The organism is Stutzerimonas stutzeri (assembly GCF_000952685.1).
Lineage (GTDB): Bacteria > Pseudomonadota > Gammaproteobacteria > Pseudomonadales > Pseudomonadaceae > Stutzerimonas > Stutzerimonas stutzeri_E.
On sequence record NZ_JYHV01000037.1, the window covers coordinates 601,826 to 621,816 of the forward strand.

The 19,991-nt window shown below is 64.0% G+C and carries 19 protein-coding genes; 12 read left to right on the forward strand and 7 right to left on the reverse strand.

The window, feature by feature from the left end:
* Position 1: 1 nt before the first annotated feature.
* Genes UF78_RS21320 through coxB form a run of 5 tightly spaced genes read right to left on the reverse strand, consistent with a single transcriptional unit; the run spans position 2 to position 5,804 of the window.
* A complete protein-coding gene (locus tag UF78_RS21320; RefSeq protein WP_230623715.1) occupies positions 2 to 1,246 on the reverse strand; it encodes a c-type cytochrome in 1,245 nt (414 codons plus the stop codon).
* Positions 1,227 to 1,856 (reverse strand): cytochrome c oxidase assembly protein, encoded by a 630-nt coding sequence (locus UF78_RS21325; protein ID WP_045164207.1) that lies wholly within the window; start codon positions 1,854 to 1,856, stop codon positions 1,227 to 1,229. Before UF78_RS21325 ends, UF78_RS21320 begins: the two co-directional genes overlap by 20 nt.
* Entirely contained in the window at positions 1,853 to 2,266 is a 414-nt protein-coding gene (locus UF78_RS21330) for a hypothetical protein (protein ID WP_045164208.1), read from the reverse strand. Before UF78_RS21330 ends, UF78_RS21325 begins: the two co-directional genes overlap by 4 nt.
* Positions 2,263 to 4,791 carry a cytochrome c oxidase subunit I gene (ctaD, locus tag UF78_RS21335; protein ID WP_045164209.1) on the reverse strand — a complete coding sequence of 843 codons (2,529 nt, stop codon included), beginning with the start codon at positions 4,789 to 4,791 and terminating at the stop codon, positions 2,263 to 2,265. Before ctaD ends, UF78_RS21330 begins: the two co-directional genes overlap by 4 nt.
* Complete coding sequence (gene coxB, locus UF78_RS21340) at positions 4,788 to 5,804, reverse strand: cytochrome c oxidase subunit II (protein ID WP_080890673.1); 1,017 nt, start codon at positions 5,802 to 5,804, stop codon at positions 4,788 to 4,790. The genes ctaD and coxB overlap by 4 nt, the downstream gene beginning before the upstream one ends.
* Positions 5,805 to 5,965: 161 nt before the next feature.
* Between coxB and UF78_RS21345 the strand changes: the two genes are divergently transcribed.
* Positions 5,966 to 6,643: a DUF2238 domain-containing protein gene (locus tag UF78_RS21345; RefSeq protein WP_045164210.1), complete on the forward strand. Its 678-nt coding sequence runs from the start codon at positions 5,966 to 5,968 to the stop codon at positions 6,641 to 6,643.
* A gap of 7 nt (positions 6,644 to 6,650) precedes the next feature.
* On the opposite strand, the gene UF78_RS21350 is transcribed toward UF78_RS21345, so the two are convergent.
* Positions 6,651 to 7,058, reverse strand: coding sequence for a VanZ family protein (locus UF78_RS21350; RefSeq protein WP_045164211.1), 408 nt, complete (start codon positions 7,056 to 7,058; stop codon positions 6,651 to 6,653).
* 343 nt (positions 7,059 to 7,401) lie between these two features.
* Between UF78_RS21350 and UF78_RS21355 the strand changes: the two genes are divergently transcribed.
* The 7 genes from UF78_RS21355 (at position 7,402) to UF78_RS21385 (ending at position 15,952) form a co-directional block, all read left to right on the forward strand.
* A complete protein-coding gene (locus UF78_RS21355) occupies positions 7,402 to 8,553 on the forward strand; it encodes an MlaE family ABC transporter permease (protein WP_045164212.1) in 1,152 nt (383 codons plus the stop codon).
* The gene (locus tag UF78_RS21360; protein ID WP_045164213.1) at positions 8,553 to 9,338 is read left to right on the forward strand and encodes an ABC transporter ATP-binding protein; all 786 of its coding nucleotides are present in this window, start codon (positions 8,553 to 8,555) and stop codon (positions 9,336 to 9,338) included. The genes UF78_RS21355 and UF78_RS21360 overlap by 1 nt, the downstream gene beginning before the upstream one ends.
* On the forward strand, positions 9,339 to 10,277 hold the full coding sequence (locus tag UF78_RS21365; protein WP_045164214.1) for an MlaD family protein: 939 nt from the start codon (positions 9,339 to 9,341) through the stop codon (positions 10,275 to 10,277).
* Complete coding sequence (locus tag UF78_RS21370; protein WP_045164215.1) at positions 10,274 to 10,897, forward strand: ABC-type transport auxiliary lipoprotein family protein; 624 nt, start codon at positions 10,274 to 10,276, stop codon at positions 10,895 to 10,897. The genes UF78_RS21365 and UF78_RS21370 overlap by 4 nt, the downstream gene beginning before the upstream one ends.
* A 111-nt stretch (positions 10,898 to 11,008) precedes the next feature.
* Positions 11,009 to 12,085, forward strand: coding sequence for an HlyD family secretion protein (locus UF78_RS21375; RefSeq protein WP_045164216.1), 1,077 nt, complete (start codon positions 11,009 to 11,011; stop codon positions 12,083 to 12,085).
* A complete protein-coding gene (gene rbbA, locus UF78_RS21380) occupies positions 12,082 to 14,823 on the forward strand; it encodes a ribosome-associated ATPase/putative transporter RbbA (RefSeq protein WP_045164217.1) in 2,742 nt (913 codons plus the stop codon). The genes UF78_RS21375 and rbbA overlap by 4 nt, the downstream gene beginning before the upstream one ends.
* Before the next feature lies 1 nt (position 14,824).
* A complete protein-coding gene (locus UF78_RS21385; protein WP_045164218.1) occupies positions 14,825 to 15,952 on the forward strand; it encodes an ABC transporter permease in 1,128 nt (375 codons plus the stop codon).
* Here UF78_RS21385 and UF78_RS22480 read toward each other — a convergent pair.
* Positions 15,949 to 16,380 (reverse strand): hypothetical protein, encoded by a 432-nt coding sequence (locus tag UF78_RS22480; protein ID WP_052679351.1) that lies wholly within the window; start codon positions 16,378 to 16,380, stop codon positions 15,949 to 15,951. The genes UF78_RS21385 and UF78_RS22480 overlap by 4 nt on opposite strands.
* 184 nt (positions 16,381 to 16,564) lie before the next feature.
* Here UF78_RS22480 and rfbB point away from each other — a divergent pair, with 184 nt between their 5' ends.
* The 4 genes from rfbB to rfbD are packed head-to-tail and all read left to right on the forward strand — an operon-like array spanning position 16,565 to position 19,954.
* Positions 16,565 to 17,635, forward strand: a complete 1,071-nt coding sequence (rfbB, locus tag UF78_RS21395) for a dTDP-glucose 4,6-dehydratase (protein WP_045164219.1) — start codon at positions 16,565 to 16,567, stop codon at positions 17,633 to 17,635.
* A complete protein-coding gene (gene rfbA / locus UF78_RS21400; protein WP_045164220.1) occupies positions 17,632 to 18,504 on the forward strand; it encodes a glucose-1-phosphate thymidylyltransferase RfbA in 873 nt (290 codons plus the stop codon). The genes rfbB and rfbA overlap by 4 nt, the downstream gene beginning before the upstream one ends.
* Positions 18,501 to 19,046 (forward strand): dTDP-4-dehydrorhamnose 3,5-epimerase, encoded by a 546-nt coding sequence (rfbC, locus tag UF78_RS21405; protein ID WP_045164221.1) that lies wholly within the window; start codon positions 18,501 to 18,503, stop codon positions 19,044 to 19,046. The genes rfbA and rfbC overlap by 4 nt, the downstream gene beginning before the upstream one ends.
* Entirely contained in the window at positions 19,043 to 19,954 is a 912-nt protein-coding gene (gene rfbD / locus UF78_RS21410) for a dTDP-4-dehydrorhamnose reductase (protein WP_045164222.1), read from the forward strand. The genes rfbC and rfbD overlap by 4 nt, the downstream gene beginning before the upstream one ends.
* Positions 19,955 to 19,991: the final 37 nt, after the last annotated feature.

Below are 19,991 nucleotides of genomic sequence, written 5' to 3' on the forward strand. Positions count from 1 at the left end.
GTTACCTCTGTTGTGGCTGGGATGGGTTGGGCGCCTCTTCCGTCAGGGAAGCTGACGCGTCTGACGGCAACGAAGCGTAATAATCCGCCACCGCTTGCATCTGCTCCGGCGTGAGGCGCTGCGCGGCGCTATGCATGACGTTGGCGTATTCACTGCCGCCACGCTGGCCGGCGGTGAACAATTCCAGTTGCTGCTTCAGGTAACCGCTGTACTGGCCTGCAATGCCGGGGTACATCGGATTACGCGGCGAGCGCTTCGGGCCGTGACAATGCACGCAGGACGGAACACCCCGTTCCGGCACGCCGCGTTCGGCCAGGGTACGACCGCGCTCCAGCGCTTCAGCGGAGGCTTGGGGTTCATCCGCTCGGGCAGGCACCGGCAACCTGGCGTAATGCCTGGCCAGCGCCTTCAGAACGGAGGGTTCGAGCCCCGCAGCCACCGATTGCATGATGCCGCTGTGGCGTTGGCCTCGAGCATAGGCCCGCAACGCGCCATGCAAATAGGCCTGGCTCTGCCCGGTCAGGCGTGGCACCAGCCCGCCCCGCCCGTTACCGTCGACGCCGTGGCAACGACTGCAGTCGGCCAGCACCGGCGCCAGCGCATCATCCCGCGGTCTGGCACTTTCGGCAGCCCTCGATCCGCGGCTGTCCTCGGTGCGATCCCCCAGCGCAAGCTCGCGATAGCGCTGCTCGGACATGCCCGGCAGCGCTTGCAGGAAGGCCACCATTGCCCAGACTTCATCGTCGCGCTGCGGCGCCGGCCAGGCGGGCATGGCGGTGAACTTGACTCCATGCTTGACGATAAGGAACAGCTCCTGGGGCTCCCAATGCGCTATGCGCGACGGCAGGAATGGTGGTTCGGGGGTCATCTGCCGAACGATCAGCGAGCGCTTGCGTCCCGGTGCGCCATGACAGGCGAGGCAACCGGTTTGATAATGCCCGGCGCCCTTGAGCACCAAGGCCGGATCGTCGAGCGGCGGCACCTCGATGCCCATCGATTGGGTGCTGACCGCGCGGCGCATCACGTAGTGCAGCATCCAGCCGGTCGCCTTCCAATGCCCGGAGCTGGCGCTGATCGGCACCAGTCCCAGCGACGCCAGCAGCACGGCAGTCGCACCGGCGAGCCCCGTCAGCAGCGCGACGCCCGCCGCCGCGCGCCGCCAGGAGCCACCCGTCAGCCAGCACAACCCGCGACGCAACGGCATCGCCGCCCGGCGGAACAACGACCTAACTGAGCGAAACGACATCGCGCTTGTCCTGTAACAGCCCACCGAGCAGACACAGCCCGCCGATCAGGTAACTGGTGCCGCCGAACACCAGCATGATCACGCCGCCCAGCTGTTGGTCCTCCAGCGGATTCAGACCCGACAGTGCCGAGCCGGTGTGGTCGAACAGCGGTCGGCTGGACATCGCCAGCAGCACGCCGAGCAACGTCATGTGCATAGAGGTCAGCAGCAGACCGGCGATGCCGGCCAGGGCACGGCGATGCCTGACCCCACCGAACGCCGCGAGCCACACCAGCAACCCGACGAACAGGTAGCTGCCCTGCTCCAGCAGTTGCGCGGCCGTGGCGGTTCGCGCCGCATGGTGCAACACCGGCATGTGCCAGGCCCACACCACGAACAGCTCGATCACCGAGGCCAGAATCGGTGAGAAAACGAACGGGATCCGGCTGGACAGATCCAGCCGGCCGCCAGCCAGCCCGATCGCCAGCAATGGTGCTGCCACGGCCACCACCATCACGTGCATCAACATATGCCCGACGAACAACTGATCGGCCATGGCCGGCAGCGGACCGAGCCAGACCACCGCCAGCGTGACCAGCCCCAACATCAGCGACAGGTGACGCCAGATCATTCGCAGCTCCCGATGAAGACCACGCTTAGCGCGACGAACACCGTGGCGACGAAGCTCAGGCCGCTCAGCAGAAGCGTCGAGAAGCCCAGGAAGCGATGTCGATCGGCCGGGGTATCGAAATCATGCGGCGCCGTCGCCGTGCCGAAGGTATGTCCGCGCCAGCCACGCCAGCCGACCAATGCGATGCCCACCAGGGCGACCAGCGTCAGCACGCCAATGGCGGTGCGCAGATCACCCAACGGGCCGGCGCGCCCCGCCAGCTTGGCGCACCAGACCGCCGCCGCCACGTAGCACAGCAGAAAGTGCACCGCCCAGATCGCCGGCCCGAGGGTCAGCAGCCACAGGGAGTCTCGCAGCTGCGGCGCGGGTTCGGGCTGGGCCTCGAATGTGCGTTCAGGTTGTTCGTTCATGCGAGCTCCGGGAATCCGGCGATGACCGCGACGGTCACACCCAGGGTAATGGCCATGAAATGCCAATAGAGCGCGACGTTGTGGATATCGATGTCGTAAGCGGCAGTCATGCGGCCTGCGGCGCGACGCGCCAGACAATACAGCTGCATGACCAGCCCGACCGCCAGGTGCAGCAGGCACCAGAGCACCAACACCCAGACCGTCGCGGGGTAGACATCGCGGGTTGGGTCGAGCCCGCTGAAATGAGGCCCGGCCCAGAGTGACCAGGCGCCCACCAGGGTGAGCAGCGCCGCCAGCCCCAGTGCGAGATAGAAACCCGCGGCCTGGTCCCGAGCGTTGCAGCGCCGGGCCAGCAGCGTCAGCGCCCAGGCGCAGAGAATCAGCCCCAACGCGATCATCGGCCAGAACACACCGGGACCGGCAGCGTTGGCCGGTGGAAAGTCCTCATGCACGGTCCAGAAGAAGAAGTACCCGAACACCAGGCTGGCGAAGGCACTCATGTCGCCGATCATGGTGATGAAGGTGGCCCACCAGCCCACCGATTTGGCGCCTGAGGCATACAGCGGCAGCGACACCTCCAGACCGATGTCCTTGCGCGGCTTCTCCGGGATCATCGCGGTGCCGGTCCACAGCCATATCAGGATGGTGACCAGCGCCAGGCCACCGCTGACCAACGCCGCGACGTACCAGCTGTAAGTGGCGAAGATGAACAGCCCCCCGGTGAAGATCGCCGCCCACATGCTGAGGAAGGTCGGGCCCGGCACGCGCAGGCACTGGATTGGCTCGGCATCGATGATGCTGCTGATCAGCGTCTCGCGCTTGCCTTCTTCGGCATCCGGCAGATAGAAGCGCCCGGCGTCGACGTCGCGCATCAGGTTGGGTTGGTCCCACAGCGGGTAGCGGCTCTTGATGATCGGGATCGAGCGCGAGCCCCAGGGCCTGCCGGGCATCTCCGCCAGCCATTCGAGGGTACCGGCATTCCACGGATTGCGTGCACTGTAGGGTTGCTTGCCCTTGGGCCGCATGACGTCCCAGACCAACACCGCGACGCCGGCGGCGAGGATGAAGGCGCCCACAGTGGACACCATGTTGAGCACATCGAAGCCCATGTCCGGCGCATAGGTATAGACGCGCCGCGGCATGCCCAGCAGGCCAGTGAAGTGCATCGGCAGAAAGGCGATGTTGAAGCCGACGAACATCAGCCAGAAGGCGATCCGCCCGAGGCGATCCGATAGCGTCTTGCTCATCGCCAACGGGAAGAAGTAGTAGAGCCCGGCGATCACTGGGAACAGCATGCCGCCGATCAGCACGTAATGCAGGTGGGCGACGATGAAGTAGGTGTCGTGGGCCTGGAAGTCGAACGGCGCCAGCGCCACCATCACCCCGGTCAGCCCGCCCAGCACGAAAATCGCCAGCGCGCCGGCGACGAACAGCATCGGCACCGATTTGACGAAGCGCCCGGCAAGCGCTGTCGCCAGAAAGCAGAAGATTTGCACCCCGGTGGGAATCGCCACCGCCTCGGACGCCGCCGAGAAGAACGCCAGTGAGATGCCCGGCATGCCGGTGGTGAACATGTGATGCACCCACAGCCCAAAGCTGATGAAGCCGGTACCCACCGCGGCCAGCACGATGAAGGTATAGCCGACGATCGGCCGCCCCGAGGCGGTGGGCACGATGGTCGCCACCAGCGCCACGGCGGGCAGGAAGATGATGTAGACCTCGGGATGGCCGAAGATCCAGAACAAGTGCTGCCACAAGAGCGGATCACCGCCGCGGCTGGCATCGAAGAACGGCCAGTCGAAAGCGCGCTCCAGCTCGAACAGCAGGTCGCCCGCGATCAGCGGTGGAAATGCAAACAGGATCATCCCGGCGACCACCAGGATGTACCAGGAGTACAGCGGGATCAGGTTGATGCGCATGCCCGGCGGCCGCGTTTTCAGCACGCCGACGATCAGCTCCACCGCCGCCGCGATCGACGACACTTCGATGAACGACAGCCCGAGCAGCCAGATGTCCGCACCGAGGCCTTCCTGGTAGGTGGTGGTCAGCGGCGGGTACATGAACCAGCCGCCCTGGGGCGCAACACCGAAGAAGATCGAGCCGCAGACGAATACGCCGCCGATGATGAAGCACCAGAAGCCGTAGGCTGACAGCCGCGGAAACGGCAGATCCCGCGCCCCGAGCATCTGCGGCAGGATGAGAATCGAGAAAGCCTCGAAGATCGGCACGCCAAACAAAAACATCATCACCGAGCCGTGCAGGGTGAACACCTGGTTATAGGTTTCGGCCGACAGCAGATCGTTGTCCGGCACCGCCAGCTGCGCACGGATCAGCATCGCCAGCACGCCGGCGAAGAGAAAGAACAGGAACGACACGCCGGTGTACCAGAGCCCGACCTCGGTGTTGTTCACCGCCGACCAGTAGCGCCAACCAGTGGGCGTCTTCCAGGCCGCGGCGAGGCGCTCGGCCTGCGCTTCGGCGCGGGCTTGCTCCTGCGGGTCGCGGTATTCGATCGGCTCGCTCATTCCAGCCCCTTCAGGTAGTGCGCCATGGCCGTCAGCTGGTCATTGGGCAACATGCCGAACGTGGGCATCCTGACGTCGGGCTTGATCTGCCCGGTATGGCCGATCCAGCGCTGGAAAGCTTCGATATCGGCGGGCAACGTACCGGCGGCGAGGCTCAGGCGACTGCCGACATGGGTCAGGTCGGGGCCGACCGTGCCGTCCGCCTCGGTGCCGCGCACCCGATGGCAGGCGCCGCAGCCATTGCTGAGAAAGGCCCGCTGGCCCTGGCGCTGCAGCGCCGATTGCGGCTCCGGCGCCGGCTTCGCCTGCCCGGCGAGCCAGGCATCGAAAGCCGCCGGCTCCATCACTACCACTGGAAAGGCCATCAGCGCGTGGGACGTGCCGCAGAACTCGGCGCAGACGCCGCGAAAGGTGCCGGTACGGGTTGGCTCCAGCGCCAGTTGATTGCTGCGGCCGGGGATCATGTCCACCTTACCGCCCAGCGAGGGAATCCAGAACGAGTGGATGACGTCCGGGCTGGTCAGGTTGAAGGCCACCCGCTGGCCGACCGGCAAGCGGATCTCGTTGGCCAACTCCACTGCTTCTCCCGTATCCGTGTGGTAGCGCACCCGCCACCACCATTGCTCCCCGGATACATCCACCCGCAGAGCGATGTTGGCGGTCGAGCGTAGTGGCTGCATCAGCATCAGTCCGTAAACCAGAAGCGCGGTGAGCACGACGATGGGAAAGAGGATGCCGCCGCCGAAGATCAGCCAGCGCGCGCTGCGAATGCCGTGCGCCTCGGGGTGCGCCTGGGTGGAATAGACGGCGATGCCCATCACCGCGACCCAGATCAGCGCTGCACCGCCGCACATCCACCAGAACAGCACGACGATGCTTTCGGCACCGGTTCCGGCGGGGTCGAGCGCCGATTGCCGACCGTCGCAGGCGGCCAGCAATGCCATCTGCACCAAGCAGAAGCAGCGCCGCCACTGTCGCGCTCGCAGAAGGTTTTCGCACAGCTGAAGCCACATGGTCCTGCTCGTCCAAGGTCCCGTTCGTGTGACCCACAAGCGCGCCAAAAAGTTGGATAGCGGCGCGCTCCCGCTGGCATCGAGTCGTCAGAAGGGCTAACGGATTCTCTCGTCGTTGCGCTGGTCCAAACGGATGGGTACATGACGTTCGAGGAGAGAACATGGATGCCGACCGCAGTCACCGACGCTATCTGCTGACGCTGTTGCTGTCGTTCCTGGCGATATGGGGCGCGCTGGCCATCGCGCCCGTGGATCGTCATGACTGGCTGCTGGAAAACCAGCTAGTGCTCGTGCTGGCCGTCGCCCTGCTACTGGGTCATCGGCATTACCTGCCCTCGCCTTTGGCAGCGACACTGATCGTCATTTATCTGTGCATCCATCAGCTGGGCGCACACTACACCTATGCCAAGGTGCCCTACGACGACTGGTGGCAAGCGCTGACGGGAGACAGCCTGAACCAGGCATTTGGCTGGGAGCGCAACCAGTTCGACCGGCTGGCCCACCTCAGCTACGGCTTGCTGTTGGCCTACCCGATCCGCGAAGTGCTGATCCGTCTGGGCCTGCGCCCCGGTCTCTGGAGCCTGCTGCTGCCGGTGGATATCGTGCTCTCGACCTCGGCGATCTACGAATTGATCGAATGGTTCGGTGCAGAGACACTCAGCGCAGCGGAGGGCCGAACCTTTCTCGCCACCCAGCAGGATCGCTGGGACCCGCAGAAAGACATGGCCCTGGCCACGGCCGGTGCGATCGTCGCCATGGTTCTGACCGCAGTGCTGGCTGGCACAGCCCGACAGACATTGCGCGGCGGCTCGGCCGACCAATCGGCCGCGCGATCATGAAGCCGGCTCAGGGGCGTTCGGGATGGCCGAGACGCTCTGCCGGATCAGGCACCTCGGGTTCGGTGGTCACGCCGATCCGCCGCAGGTACCACTGATACGCCAGGTACGAGCAGCCCCAGCCAAGCAGGACCCCGAGCGTATTGGCCAGCATGTCGCCGAGCGACGCCTCGCGATTGGGCAAGAGGCCCTGAGCGACCTCGATCAGAGCGGAAACGCCCACGCTGGCGGCGACCGACCAAATGGCGCTCCATTGCGAAAACGCCAGACGCAGCGAAAACATCAGGGCGGCGAAACCGAGCATGTGATGCAGCTTGTCCTGCTGATCGAACACTTGCGGAATGGGTTCCGGGCGGAGTCCGCTGAAGACGATGACCGCCAGAACCGCGAGAAACGGCAGGAAACGCAAGCAATTCATAGGCAACCGGTAGCCTCGCTGGAATCGTGGAAATAGACGAAAAGATTGGCAGGCCCCGAATACCGGGCGTAATGCTGACGCCAGCAAAGGCGGCGTAAGATAGCAGCCCTTCGACGCGATGCGTACCGAGCATGGCCGTCGGCGTGCACGCTATGGAGGCCTAAACCCATCGATAGTTCGCGCTCTCCTGTAACAAATTGCGCCCTTTCGACCAAGTGCCGCCATACGGGCAACCGGCTAAACGGAACCGCGCGAGTAGGGTCCGAACCATAAGCGTCTGGCGAAAATACCTCGGCGACCAGGCGCGTGCCTTTCATCGCCACTTGCATGACGGGATAGCATTTTGACGCACCCCACTTCGCCGCCCGGCAACCTACAGCGGCGCCCGAACAGCGATACCCAGGCCATCATTCTGGCGGTCGAGGGCGACTGGACGCTGCCGCACTACGCCATCCTCCGGCGTCAGGTGGAACGGGCTCGCCGTCAGGTGACCGATGCCGATCAGGTCGATCTGCATGGGCTCGGCGAACTGGATACCGCCGGCGCCGGGCTGCTGGCGGAGCTGCTCGGCCCGGCGCGGGTGGCCCGCCTGAGCGATTGGGCGCCGGAACTGCCCGCGGAACGTCACGCGCTGCTGAAAACCGTCGCCGCCGCGCTGGATAAGCCGCAAGCACAACAGAAGCCTGAAACCAACGGGTTTGCCGATGTTCTGGCTCACGTGGGCCGCAGCGTTTCCAGTGTCTGGAACCAGCAACGCACCCTGCTCGGCTTTATCGGCCTGACCCTGCAGACATTGTTCAGCGTCAGCCTCAGCCCGCGCCGATGGCGGATCACCTCGCTGGTGGCGCATATCGAGCAGACCGGGCTGGATGCGATACCCATCGTTGCACTGCTGACCTTTCTGGTCGGCGCCGTGGTGGCCTTTCTCGGCGCCACGGTGCTGGCCGATTTCGGCGCGACCATCTACACGGTCAACCTGGTGGCGTTTTCCTTCCTGCGCGAATTCGGCGTACTGCTGGCCGCGATCCTGCTCGCCGGGCGCACCGCCAGCGCCTTCGCCGCGCAGATCGGAGCAATGAAATCCAACGAGGAAATCGACGCCATTCGCACCCTGGGCCTCAGCCCGATCGAGCTTCTGGTACTGCCGCGCATGCTGGCGATGCTGATCACCCTGCCGATCCTGACCTTTATCGGCATGCTCAGCGGCATCGTCGGCGGGCTGACCGTCTGTGCCCTGGCGCTGGATATCTCGCCGGCGATGTTCTTCACCATCTTGCAGCGCGACATCCCGCTCAACCACTTTCTGGTCGGCCTCGGCAAGGCGCCGGTATTCGCTTTTCTGATCGCCGTGATTGGATGCCTGGAAGGTTTCAAAGCCAGCGGCAGCGCGCAGTCGGTAGGCGAGCACACCACCTCCAGCGTGGTGCAGTCGATCTTCATGGTGATCCTGATCGATGCGATCGCCGCGCTGTTTTTCATGGAGATGGGCTGGTGATGGCTGGCGAGCCTGTGATCCAGGTGCGAGGCCTGGTCAACCGCTTCGGCAGCCAGGCGGTGCACGTCAATCTCGACCTGGATATCCGCCGCGGCGAGATTCTCGGCGTGGTCGGCGGCTCCGGCACCGGCAAGTCGGTATTGCTGCGCAGCATCGTCGGCTTGCGTCAGCCCAACGCCGGCAGCATCAAGGTGTTCGGCGAGAACCTGCTGAAGCTGTCCGGCCAACACCGCTCGGAGATCGAACGACGCTTTGGCGTACTGTTCCAGCGTGGCGCCTTGTTCACCTCGCTCAACCTGCAGGAAAACGTCGCCCTGCCGCTGATCGAGCACATCGGCCTTAAAAGGGCCGATGCCGAACACCTGGCGCGGCAGAAGCTGGCGCTGGCCGGCCTGCCGCCGGATGCCGCCTGCAAGTACCCCGACGAGTTGTCCGGCGGCATGGTCAAGCGCGCGGCGCTGGCCCGGGCGCTGGCGCTGGATCCGGAGGTGCTGTTTCTCGACGAGCCGACCGCCGGCCTCGACCCGATCGGCGCGGCCGCCTTCGATCAGTTGATCCTGACCCTGCGTGATGCGCTGGGCTTCAGCGTGTTCCTGGTCACACACGACCTGGATACGCTCTACACCATCTGCGACCGCGTCGCCGTGCTGGCACAGAAGCGCGTGCTGGTGGTCGATACCCTCGAAACCGTGGCCGCCACCGAGGACGCCTGGATTCGCGAATATTTTCACGGCCCGCGTGGCCGCGCCGCGCACGACGCTGCGCCAAAGCTGGAGATGCCCTGAATGGAAACCCGAGCCCATCACGTCCTGATCGGACTGTTCACCGTGATCGCGGTCGGCGGCGCGCTGCTGTTCGCGCTGTGGCTGGGCAAATCGAGCATCGATCGTGAATACAGCTACTACGACATCGGCTTCAGCCAGACGGTCAGCGGACTGTCGAGCGGCAGCTCGGTGGAATACAGCGGCATCAAGGTCGGCGATGTCGTCCAGCTGTGGCTGGAGCCGGATGACCCGCGCAAGGTCCGCGCGCGCATCCGCGTCTATGGCGGCACGCCGATCAAGACCGACACCCAGGCGCGCCTGGCTTTGGCCAACATCACCGGCAGCATGGTTATCCAGCTGCATGGCGGCACCCCGCAGAGTCCACGCCTGGCAGGCGATCCCGACGACCCGCCGTTGATCGTCGCCGATCCCTCGCCGCTCAGCGCGCTGTTGGAAAACGGCGAGGACCTGCTGAGCAACATCAATAACCTCTTGCTCAGTGCCAATCAGATCTTCTCCGAGGAGAACACCACGCGCTTGAGCCGCACCCTGGAACACCTGGAGCAGGCCACTAGCGTGCTGTCCGAACAGCGCGGCGACCTGGCGCAGACGCTCGAGCAGTTCAATCAGCTGAGCCAGCAGGCCAACACTGTGATGAGCGAGCTGTCGAGCCTGGCGCGCAACGCCAACGGCCTGCTCGACGATCAGGGTCGCAGCGTGCTCGCCAGCGCGGCACACTCGATGAAAGCCCTGGATCGCGCCACTGCGCGCCTGGATACGCTGCTCGAGGACAACCAGGGCGCGCTGAACAACGGCATGCAGGGCTTCAACGAACTGGGACCGGCGATCAATGAGTTGCGCACTACCCTCGCCGCCTTGCGCCGGGTGACCCAGCGTCTGGAAGACAACCCCAGGGGGTTCCTGCTCGGCCGAGATAAATTACAGGAGTTCAATCCATGAGCCTTCGCTACCGTTCCGTGGTCCTCGTCATCCTGTTCGGACTGATCACGGCGCTCACGGCCTGTTCGGTTCTGCCGGAATCCGAGACCCTGCGGATCTTCCTGCTGCCGAGCTCACCGACGCCGCAGCAAGCCAGCGAGCCGACCGTCCAGCAGGCGCTGCGTATCAACACGCCGCAGGCCAGCAGGATTCTCTCCGGGCAGCGCATCGCCGTCGTGCCGCAGGGCAACCAGATCAGCGCTTACGGCGGCGCACGCTGGGCCGACGCTGCGCCAGTGTTGCTGCGTGACCGCCTGATCGAAGCCTTCCAGCGCGACGGACGCATGCCTTCGGTAAGCAACGAAGACGTCAATCTCTACGCCGACCTCAGCCTGCACAGCGATCTGCGCGCCTTTCAGACCGTCTACATTGACGGCAAGCCGGACGTGGTGATCACCCTCGACGCGCGGCTGGTCAATCGCAACGACCAACGCACCCTGGCCAACCGTCGCTTTGAAGTTCGCCAGCCGAGCGCCGATCCCCGCGTGGAAAGCGTGGTCGAGGCCTTCGGCCAGGCCAGTGACCGGCTCAGTGCCGACATTCTCGAATGGACGCTGAGCCATGCCCGACAACTGCCCTGAGCAACTGCCGGACGGTAGGCGCTAATCGCCTCGGAATTGATCCAGATACACACAAGTAGCGTATTAGAGCGCCTAAGATGACCCCGGACGTTTAATTGCCGGAGCAGAGTCATGAGTCAGCCACGCACCCGAGCCGCACTCAAGGTTCTCGCAGCCGCCGCCGTGATTGCCGTCATCGGGGCGCTGCTGTGGAGCGAATTGCGCCCCAGCGGTCTTGGCGAAGGGTTCGCCAGCGGTAACGGTCGCATCGAAGCGACCGAGATTGATATCGCCACCAAGAACCCGGGCCGAGTGCTTGAAATCCTCGTGGACGAGGGTGATTTCGTCCAGCCGGGCCAGGTACTGGCACGTATGGATACCGATGTGCTTCAGGCACAACTGAACCAAGCGCGTGCGCAGGTCCGTCAAGGCGAGAATGCCATCCTTACCGCAGAGGCCATGGTCGCCCAGCGGGAAAGCGAGCGTGCCACCGCCGAAGCCGTGGTGACCCAGCGCCGAGCTGAACTGACCGCGGCCCAGAAGCGCCACCAACGGACCGAAACCCTGGTGGCGCGCAACGCCATGGCGCGCCAGCAACTCGACGATGACCTCGCCGCCATGCAAAGCGCCCAGGCGGCGCTCGCGGCCGCGCGCGCTCAAGTGATCTCCGCCGACGCCGGCATTGCCGCAGCGAAATCCCAGGTGATCGAGGCGCGTTCGGCTGTCGAGGCGGCACAAGCCGGCGTTGAGCGCTTGCAAGCGGACATTCGTGACAGCGAACTGAAGAGCCACCGGGTGGCTCGTGTGCAATACCGAGTGGCGCAGCCCGGCGAAGTCCTCGGCGCGGGCGGCAAGCTGCTCAATCTGGTCGATCTGGCCGACGTCTACATGACCTTCTTTCTGCCCGAACGTCAGGCCGGACGCGTGGCGATCGGCGCCGAGGTGCGGTTGGTGATCGACGCCGCCCCGCAGTACGTAATTCCGGCCAAAGTCAGCTATGTGGCCAGCGTGGCGCAATTCACACCGAAGACCGTGGAAACCGAAAGCGAGCGCGAAAAGCTAATGTTTCGGGTCAAGGCGCGCATCGATCCCGAACTGCTCAAGCGCCACATGGAGCAGGTCAAGACCGGCCTGCCGGGCATGGCCTATCTGAAGCTCGACGCTGACGGCGAGTGGCCCACCCATCTGCAGATCAATGTGACGCCATGAGCGAGCCGCTCGATCCGGTGGTGCAGGTTGCCGGGGTCAGCCTGCAATACGGCAAGACGCGTGCGCTGGACGAGCTGACGCTAACCTTGCCCGTGCGATGCATGGTCGGCCTGATCGGCCCCGATGGAGTGGGCAAGTCCAGCCTGCTGGCGTTGATCTCCGGGGCGCGCAAGCTGCAGCAGGGCACGCTACGCGTACTCGGCGGCGACATCGCGGAAGCCGGCCACCGGCGCAGGGTCTGCCCGCGCATCGCCTACATGCCCCAAGGGCTGGGCAAGAACCTCTATCCAACGCTCACTGTTTTCGAAAACCTCGAATTCTTCGGCCGCCTGTTCGGCCAGGCGGCCGAGGAGCGCCGCTGGCGCATTGCCGAACTGACCCGCAGCACGGGTCTCGCGTCCTTTCTCGAGCGGCCGGCGGGCAAACTGTCCGGCGGCATGAAACAGAAACTCGGCCTCTGTTGCGCGCTGATCCATGACCCCGACCTGCTGATTCTCGACGAGCCCACTACCGGCGTCGATCCGCTGTCACGTGCGCAGTTCTGGGAGCTGATCGAGCGCATCCGCAGAGAGCGGCCGCAGATGAGCGTGCTGGTGGCCACTGCATACATGGATGAGGCACAGCGCTTCGACCATCTGGTGGCGATGGATGCCGGCCAGGTGCTCGCCACCGGCACGCCCGCCGAGCTGCTTGAGCGCACCGGCAGCGACTCGTTGGAGCAGGCCTTCATCCGCCTGCTACCGGAAGCCAAACGCAGCCAGCACCGCGAGCTGGTCATCCCGCCGCAGCCGCCCAGCGACAGTGTTGCGATCGAGGCTCATGGGCTGACCATGCGCTTCGGCGATTTCGTCGCGGTGGATCAGGTCAATTTCCGCATCGCCCGCGGCGAGATCTTCGGCTTTCTCGGCTCCAACGGCTGCGGCAAGACCACCACCATGAAAATGCTCACCGGCCTGCTGCCGGCCAGCGAGGGGGAAGCGCTGCTGTTCGGCAAGCCGGTGGATCCGCACGACATGCAGACCCGCCAGCGGGTCGGCTATATGTCCCAGGCTTTCTCGCTATACAGCGAGCTGACCGTAAGGCAGAACCTCGACCTGCACGCCCGGCTCTTCCACCTACCGGCCGAACGGCGTGGTTCACGCGTGCAGGAGATGCTCACGCGCTTCGATCTCAGCGACGACGCCGGCAGCCTGCCCAGTCGCTTGCCGTTGGGCGTGCGCCAGCGCCTGTCGTTGGCGGTGGCCGTGATCCACAACCCGGAAATTCTGATTCTCGACGAGCCCACATCCGGCGTCGATCCGGTGGCCCGCGACGGCTTCTGGGAACTGCTGGTGCAACTGTCACGAGAAGACGGCGTCACGATTTTCATCTCGACCCACTTTATGAACGAGGCGCTACGCTGCGACCGAATCTCCTTGATGCACGCCGGTCGGGTGTTGGACAGCGACACGCCGCAAGCCTTGATGGCCAAGCGCGGGCTGCCGACCCTTGAAGCGACTTTCATCGCCTATCTGAAGGAAGCCGCCGCGGCGCACGCCGTCGAACAGCCAGCAGCCGCCTCAACCGCTACGCACGATTCGATCGAAGCGACAAGCAACAGTGGCCGCCAGCCCCGCTTCAGCCTGCGTCGGCTGCTCAGCTATACCCGCCGCGAGGCGATGGAACTGCGCCGCGACCCCATCCGCGCAACGCTGGCGATGCTCGGCAGCGTGCTGCTGATGTTCATCATGGGCTACGGCGTCAGTTTCGACGTGGAAAACCTGGCCTATGCCGTGCTCGACGGTGACCGGACCACCACCAGCCAGCATTACCTGCAGAACATCGCCGGCTCGCGCTACTTCTTGGAAAAGCCGGCGCTGGCCAGCCATGCCGAACTGGACGCACGCCTGCGCAGCGGCGACATCAGCCTGGCGGTGGAAATCCCGCCCGGTTTCGGCCGCGACCTCAAACGCGGGGCCGTGCCTCAGGTCGCGTTCTGGATCGATGGCGCCATGCCGATGCGGGCCGACACCATCAAAGGCTACGTACAGGGCATCCATCTGACCTACCTGCAGCAACTGGCCCGCGAAGCCGGCGTTGACGGGCAACTGGCACCGGCGGACGTCACCATCCGCTATCGCTACAACCCCGACGTGCAGAGCCTGCCGGCCATGGCGCCAGCGATGATTCCGCTGCTCTTGATGATGATTCCGGCGATGCTCACCGCCCTCGGTGTCGTGCGAGAGAAGGAGTTGGGCTCGATCACCAACTTCTACGTCACCCCGACCACCCGCCTGGAGTTCCTACTCGGCAAGCAGCTGCCCTACATCGCCCTGGGCATGTTCAACTTCGCCACCCTGGCACTGCTGGCGGTGTTCGTCTTCGGCATCCCGATCAAGGGCAGCATTCTGACCCTCTGCCTCGGCGCCCTGCTCTATGTCGCCTGCGCCACCGGGCTGGGCCTGTTGATGTCGTCGATCCTCAACAGCCAGATCGCCGCCATTTTCGGCACCACCATCGTCACCTTGCTGCCGGCGATCCAGTTTTCCGGGCTGATCCACCCGACCTCGGCGATGGAAGGGTTTGGCGCCTTTATCGGCAAACTCTATCCCACCAGCCATTTTCTGATCATCAGCCGCGGGGTGTTTTCCAAGGCGCTGGGCCTGGCCGACCTGTACCCCTATTTCATCCCGATGCTCCTGGCGATTCCGCTACTGACTCTGCTCAGCGTCGCAGGCCTGCGCAAGCAGGAGAAATAACATGGCCAATGTCCGGCGCAAGCTCAGCAATATCATCCAGCTCGGCCTCAAAGAGCTGCGCAGCCTCTACCGCGACCCGGCAATGTTGGTGCTGATCATCTATTCATTCACCCTGGCCATCTACGAAGGCGCCACTGCCGTGCCCGAGGCGCCGCACCGCGCCAGCATCGCCGTCGTCGACGAGGATCGCTCGCAGGCCTCGCTGCGTATCGTCAACACCTTCCAGCTGCCCTACTTCATCGAGCCCAAGGCCATCACCCTGCAGCAGATGGACAGCGGCATGGATGCTGGCCTCTATACCTTCACCCTGAACATTCCGCCGAACTTCCAGGCAGATTTACTGGCCGGTCGCCAGCCGACGATCCAGCTCAATGTCGACGCCACCCAGGTCAGCCAGGCGTTCACCGGGGCCGGACAGATCCAGCAGATCATCGCCAGCGAGACCGCCGACTTCGTCCGGCGCTACCGCAGTGTTGATGCGCTGCCGGTCGAAGCCGTCGTGCGCACGGCCTTCAACCCCAACCTGAATCGGGCCTGGTTCGGCGCCGTGAACGAGGTGATCAACCAGATCACCATGCTGGCGATCATCCTCACCGGCGCCGCCCTGATCCGCGAACGTGAGCACGGCACCATCGAGCACCTGCTGGTGATGCCGGTGACGCCGTTCGAAATCATGGTCGGCAAGGTCTGGGCGATGGGATTGGTGGTGTTGGCGGCCGCGGCGTTCGCGCTGCGCTTCGTGGTCGAGGGGTGGCTCGATATCCCGATTCAAGGCTCGCTGCTGCTGTTCGTTGGCGGCGCCGCGCTGCATCTGTTCGCCGCCACGTCCATGGGCATTTTCTTCGGCACGGTGGCGCGCTCCATGCCGCAACTGGGTCTGCTGGTGATTCTCACGTTGATCCCGTTGCAGATCCTCTCCGGCGGTGTGACCCCGCGCGAAAGCATGCCCGCACTGATCCAGCACATCATGCTGGCGGCGCCGACCACCCATTTCGTCGAACTGGCGCAGGCGATTTTGTTTCGTGGCGCCGGCGTCTCGGTGATCTGGCCACAACTGCTGGCGCTGCTGGGGATTGGCGCGGTGTTTTTCCTCGGTGCGTTGTCGCGGCTGCGGCAGTCGTTGCGTTAGCGCTCCGGGGGCGGGGGCTGCTCAGCGGTGCTTTCAGCACCGTCATTTGGCGCCGAATCGGCGATCGCATGCGACGCCAACGGACCGGATGGCGTCGCGAGAAGCACGCTCGACTTCTGATCGAAGACCGCCTGAATCGCCGAGACACGAGACACCATTCGGCGACTGGCGATGCGCACGGCCGGGTCCTCGCTGGCCATCAACTCCAAGGAGAACGTTGTCAGCGCCTCGGACAGCTGCGACAGATTGTGTGCGGTGAGACTCAGCAGCTCGGCGAGCTGTTCGTTACGGATATGCATTCCTTTGCACCGGTCATGAATGTCGACGCGATAGTACTCAATTGCGCCCGCCGCGCCACGTACGCTTTCGCCGTAACGCCATTTTTGTGTACTGGGACCAGGTACTTCCAGGCGCTTGCCGCGCCGCATGTCACAAGTGCCATCCGCGCCATGCGGTCAATTTCATTGTCTGCCGAGCGAAGCTGCCTCAAACTTTCAACCGCCTTACCATCTCCTACGCTACGGCTGGGAATTTTTACATTTTCAGCATGTCTATCCTGCCGACATGCGAAGAGCTTGCTGCTCTGTAGCGCGCCAAGGAAGCCTATCAATCATGCGCATTCTCGTAACCGGCGGAGCCGGGTTCATCGGTTCAGCACTGATCCGTCATCTCATCCAAGACACCGAGCACAGCGTCCTCAACCTGGACAAGCTGACCTATGCTGGCAATCTCGAGTCGCTGGCGGACGTGGAAAACAGTGACCGCTATCAGTTTCTCCAGGCCGATATCGCCGACCGCGAGCGGGTGAGCGAAGCCCTGTTGGAATTCCAGCCGGACGCCATCATGCATCTGGCCGCCGAATCCCATGTCGATCGCTCCATCGATGGCCCGGCCGAATTCATCCAGACCAACATCGTCGGCACCTACCAGCTGCTCGAAGCGGCACGCGCCTACTGGCAGACCCTGCCGACCGAGCGCCGTGAAGCCTTCCGCTTCCACCATATTTCCACCGATGAGGTATATGGCGACCTGCACGGTGTCGACGATCTGTTCACCGAGACCACGCCCTACGCACCCAGCTCGCCCTATTCGGCCAGCAAGGCCTCGTCGGACCATCTGGTTCGCGCCTGGCAACGCACCTACGGCCTGCCGGTGCTGATCACCAACTGCTCGAATAACTATGGGCCTTATCACTTCCCCGAGAAGCTGATTCCGCTTGTGATTCTCAACGCGCTCGATGGCAAGCCGCTGCCGGTGTATGGCAACGGCACCCAGGTTCGTGACTGGCTGTTCGTCGAGGACCACGCGCGCGCCCTGTTCAAGGTCGTCAGCGAAGGTAAGGTTGGCGAGACCTACAACATCGGCGGCCACAACGAGCAGAAGAACATCGACGTGGTACGCGGCATCTGCGCCCTGCTGGAAGAACTGGCACCGCAGAAGCCGGCCGGCATTGAGCGATTTGAAGACTTGATCACCTTCGTCAAGGATCGCCCCGGTCACGACCTGCGCTATGCCATCGACGCCAGCAAGATCGAGCGCGAGCTGGGCTGGGTGCCGCAGGAAACCTTCCAGACCGGCCTGCGCAAGACCGTGCAGTGGTACCTGAACAATCTCGAATGGTGTCGTCGCGTCCAGGACGGCAGCTATCAACGTGAGCGCCTCGGCGCGCTGGAGAACGCATGAAAGGAATCATCCTCGCCGGAGGCTCCGGTACCCGGCTGCACCCCATCACCCTGGGCGTATCCAAGCAGCTGCTGCCGATCTACGACAAGCCGATGGCCTACTACCCGATCTCGGTGCTGATGCTCGCCGGAATCCGCGACATCCTGCTGATCTCCACGCCACAGGACCTGCCGCAGTACAAAAATTTGCTGGGCGACGGCAGCCAGTTCGGGGTGAGCTTCAGCTACGCCGAACAGCCGTCACCGGACGGCCTGGCCCAGGCCTTTCTGATCGGTGAGGAATTCATCGGTGATGACTCGGTGTGCCTGATCCTCGGCGACAACATCTTCCACGGTCAGCATTTCACCGAGAAGCTGCAGCGTGCCTCGGCGCAGCAGAAAGGCGCCACGGTGTTCGGCTATTGGGTCAAGGACCCGGAACGCTTCGGCGTGATCGATTTCGACGAGACCGGCAAGGCGCTGTCGATCGAAGAAAAGCCGGCGAAGCCGAAATCCAGCTATGCCGTCACCGGTCTGTATTTCTACGACAACGACGTGGTCGAGATCGCCAAGTCGATCAAGCCATCGCCACGCGGCGAGCTGGAGATCACCGACGTCAACAATGCCTATCTCAAGCGCGGCGACCTCAACGTCGAGCGCTTCGGCCGCGGTTTCGCCTGGCTCGACACCGGCACCCACGACAGCCTGCTGGAAGCCTCGCAGTACGTGCAGACCATCGAGCATCGCCAAGGCCTGAAAGTCGCCTGCCTGGAAGAGATCGCCTATCAGCACAAATGGATCGACCGCGAGCAGTTGCTGCGTCGCGCCGATGCCCTGGGCAAGACCGGCTATGGCCAGTACCTGTTCAAGCTGGCCGGTGAAGACGCATGAAGGTCATCGCCACCGATATCCCCGATGTGTTGATCATCGAGCCCAAGGTATTTGGCGATGAGCGCGGGTTCTTCTACGAGAGCTTCAACGCCGCGGCTTTCGAGGCCGCGACAGGGGTCAAGCGCAGCTTCGTGCAGGACAACCATTCGAAGTCCCAGCGCGGCGTGCTGCGCGGGCTCCACTACCAGATCCAGCAGCCGCAGGGAAAGCTGGTACGGGTGGTGGCCGGTGAAGTGTTCGACGTGGCCGTTGACCTTCGCCGCAGCTCGGCGACCTTCGGGCGTTGGGTCGGCGTCAGTCTGAGCGCGCAGAACCAGCGCCAGCTGTGGATTCCCGAAGGCTTTGCTCACGGCTTCGTGGTGCTCAGCGAAAGCGCCGAATTCCTTTACAAGACCACCGATTACTATGCGCCGGACCATGAGCGCTCATTGCTCTGGAACGACCCACAGATCGGCATCGAATGGCCGTTCCAGGAGTTGCCGCAGCTGTCACAGAAGGACGCCGCGGGCAAGATCCTCAGCGAGGCGGAGCTGTTTGCATGAAGATCCTCATCACCGGTAGCAAGGGGCAATTGTCTCAGGCGCTGCAGCTGGCACTCGCCGGTGAAGGAAAGGTCCTCGCACTGGGTCACAAGGTGCTGGATTTGGCCGAACCGACACAGATTCGTCACCAGGTTCGCCTGCTACGCCCCGACCTGATCATCAACGCCGCCGCTTATACCGCCGTCGACCCGGCGCAGGGCGATCGCGATCAGGCCTTCGCGGTGAATGCCACCGGCCCTGGCGTGTTGGCCGAAGAAGCCGCAGCGCTGGGTGTACCGCTGATTCACTACTCCACCGATTACGTCTTCGACGGGCACAAGACCGAGCCTTATTGCGAGGAGGATCAACCGGCCCCTTTGAGCGTATACGGGGCCAGCAAGCTGGCCGGCGAACAGGCGATTCAGGCAGTCGGCGGCGAGCATCTGATCCTGCGCACCAGCTGGGTCTACTCGTTGCAAGGGCGCAACTTCCTGCTGACCATGCAGCGGCTGCTGCAGGAACGCGAATCGCTGTCAGTGGTTGACGATGAGATCGGAGCACCGACCTGGGCCGGCACCATCGCCTCTGTCACGACGGAGATGATTCGCAAGTGGCGAAACGGAACCGGCGGGCCCAGCGGTTTGTACCATCTGACCGCCACTGGCGAGACGTCTTGGTACGGCTTCGCCTGCAGCATCGCCCGACACCTGGAGCAGCGGGGCCTGCTGCGCGCCAACATCGCCCCCATTCTGTCCACGGATTACCCCACCGCCGCTCAGCGCCCCCTCAACTCACGCCTTAGCTGCGCACGGCTGCAGCGTGACTGGAATATCGAGCTGCCGGATTGGGAAGCTGCACTGCATCAGTGTCTCGGCAGTACCACCGAGGTGCTGGCAGAGCATAGCGTCCAGACCATACAGAGCGTTTGAATTTGCCCGACCGGCTCAGCCGGCAAGGTTCCAGCAC

What these genes read in the sequence shown, in the direction of transcription:
- UF78_RS21320 (WP_230623715.1), bottom strand. Translation starts at nt 1,246, where the DNA reads ATGTCGTTTCGCTCAGTTAGGTCGTTGTTCCGCCGGGCGGCGATGCCG.
- UF78_RS21325 (WP_045164207.1), bottom strand. Translation starts at nt 1,856, where the DNA reads ATGATCTGGCGTCACCTGTCGCTGATGTTGGGGCTGGTCACGCTGGCG.
- UF78_RS21330 (WP_045164208.1), bottom strand. Translation starts at nt 2,266, where the DNA reads ATGAACGAACAACCTGAACGCACATTCGAGGCCCAGCCCGAACCCGCG.
- ctaD (WP_045164209.1), bottom strand. Translation starts at nt 4,791, where the DNA reads ATGAGCGAGCCGATCGAATACCGCGACCCGCAGGAGCAAGCCCGCGCC.
- coxB (WP_080890673.1), bottom strand. Translation starts at nt 5,804, where the DNA reads ATGTGGCTTCAGCTGTGCGAAAACCTTCTGCGAGCGCGACAGTGGCGG.
- UF78_RS21345 (WP_045164210.1), top strand. Translation starts at nt 5,966, where the DNA reads ATGGATGCCGACCGCAGTCACCGACGCTATCTGCTGACGCTGTTGCTG.
- UF78_RS21350 (WP_045164211.1), bottom strand. Translation starts at nt 7,058, where the DNA reads ATGAATTGCTTGCGTTTCCTGCCGTTTCTCGCGGTTCTGGCGGTCATC.
- UF78_RS21360 (WP_045164213.1), top strand. Translation starts at nt 8,553, where the DNA reads ATGGCTGGCGAGCCTGTGATCCAGGTGCGAGGCCTGGTCAACCGCTTC.
- UF78_RS21365 (WP_045164214.1), top strand. Translation starts at nt 9,339, where the DNA reads ATGGAAACCCGAGCCCATCACGTCCTGATCGGACTGTTCACCGTGATC.
- UF78_RS21370 (WP_045164215.1), top strand. Translation starts at nt 10,274, where the DNA reads ATGAGCCTTCGCTACCGTTCCGTGGTCCTCGTCATCCTGTTCGGACTG.
- UF78_RS21375 (WP_045164216.1), top strand. Translation starts at nt 11,009, where the DNA reads ATGAGTCAGCCACGCACCCGAGCCGCACTCAAGGTTCTCGCAGCCGCC.
- rbbA (WP_045164217.1), top strand. Translation starts at nt 12,082, where the DNA reads ATGAGCGAGCCGCTCGATCCGGTGGTGCAGGTTGCCGGGGTCAGCCTG.
- UF78_RS21385 (WP_045164218.1), top strand. Translation starts at nt 14,825, where the DNA reads ATGGCCAATGTCCGGCGCAAGCTCAGCAATATCATCCAGCTCGGCCTC.
- UF78_RS22480 (WP_052679351.1), bottom strand. Translation starts at nt 16,380, where the DNA reads ATGCGGCGCGGCAAGCGCCTGGAAGTACCTGGTCCCAGTACACAAAAA.
- rfbB (WP_045164219.1), top strand. Translation starts at nt 16,565, where the DNA reads ATGCGCATTCTCGTAACCGGCGGAGCCGGGTTCATCGGTTCAGCACTG.
- rfbA (WP_045164220.1), top strand. Translation starts at nt 17,632, where the DNA reads ATGAAAGGAATCATCCTCGCCGGAGGCTCCGGTACCCGGCTGCACCCC.
- rfbC (WP_045164221.1), top strand. Translation starts at nt 18,501, where the DNA reads ATGAAGGTCATCGCCACCGATATCCCCGATGTGTTGATCATCGAGCCC.
- rfbD (WP_045164222.1), top strand. Translation starts at nt 19,043, where the DNA reads ATGAAGATCCTCATCACCGGTAGCAAGGGGCAATTGTCTCAGGCGCTG.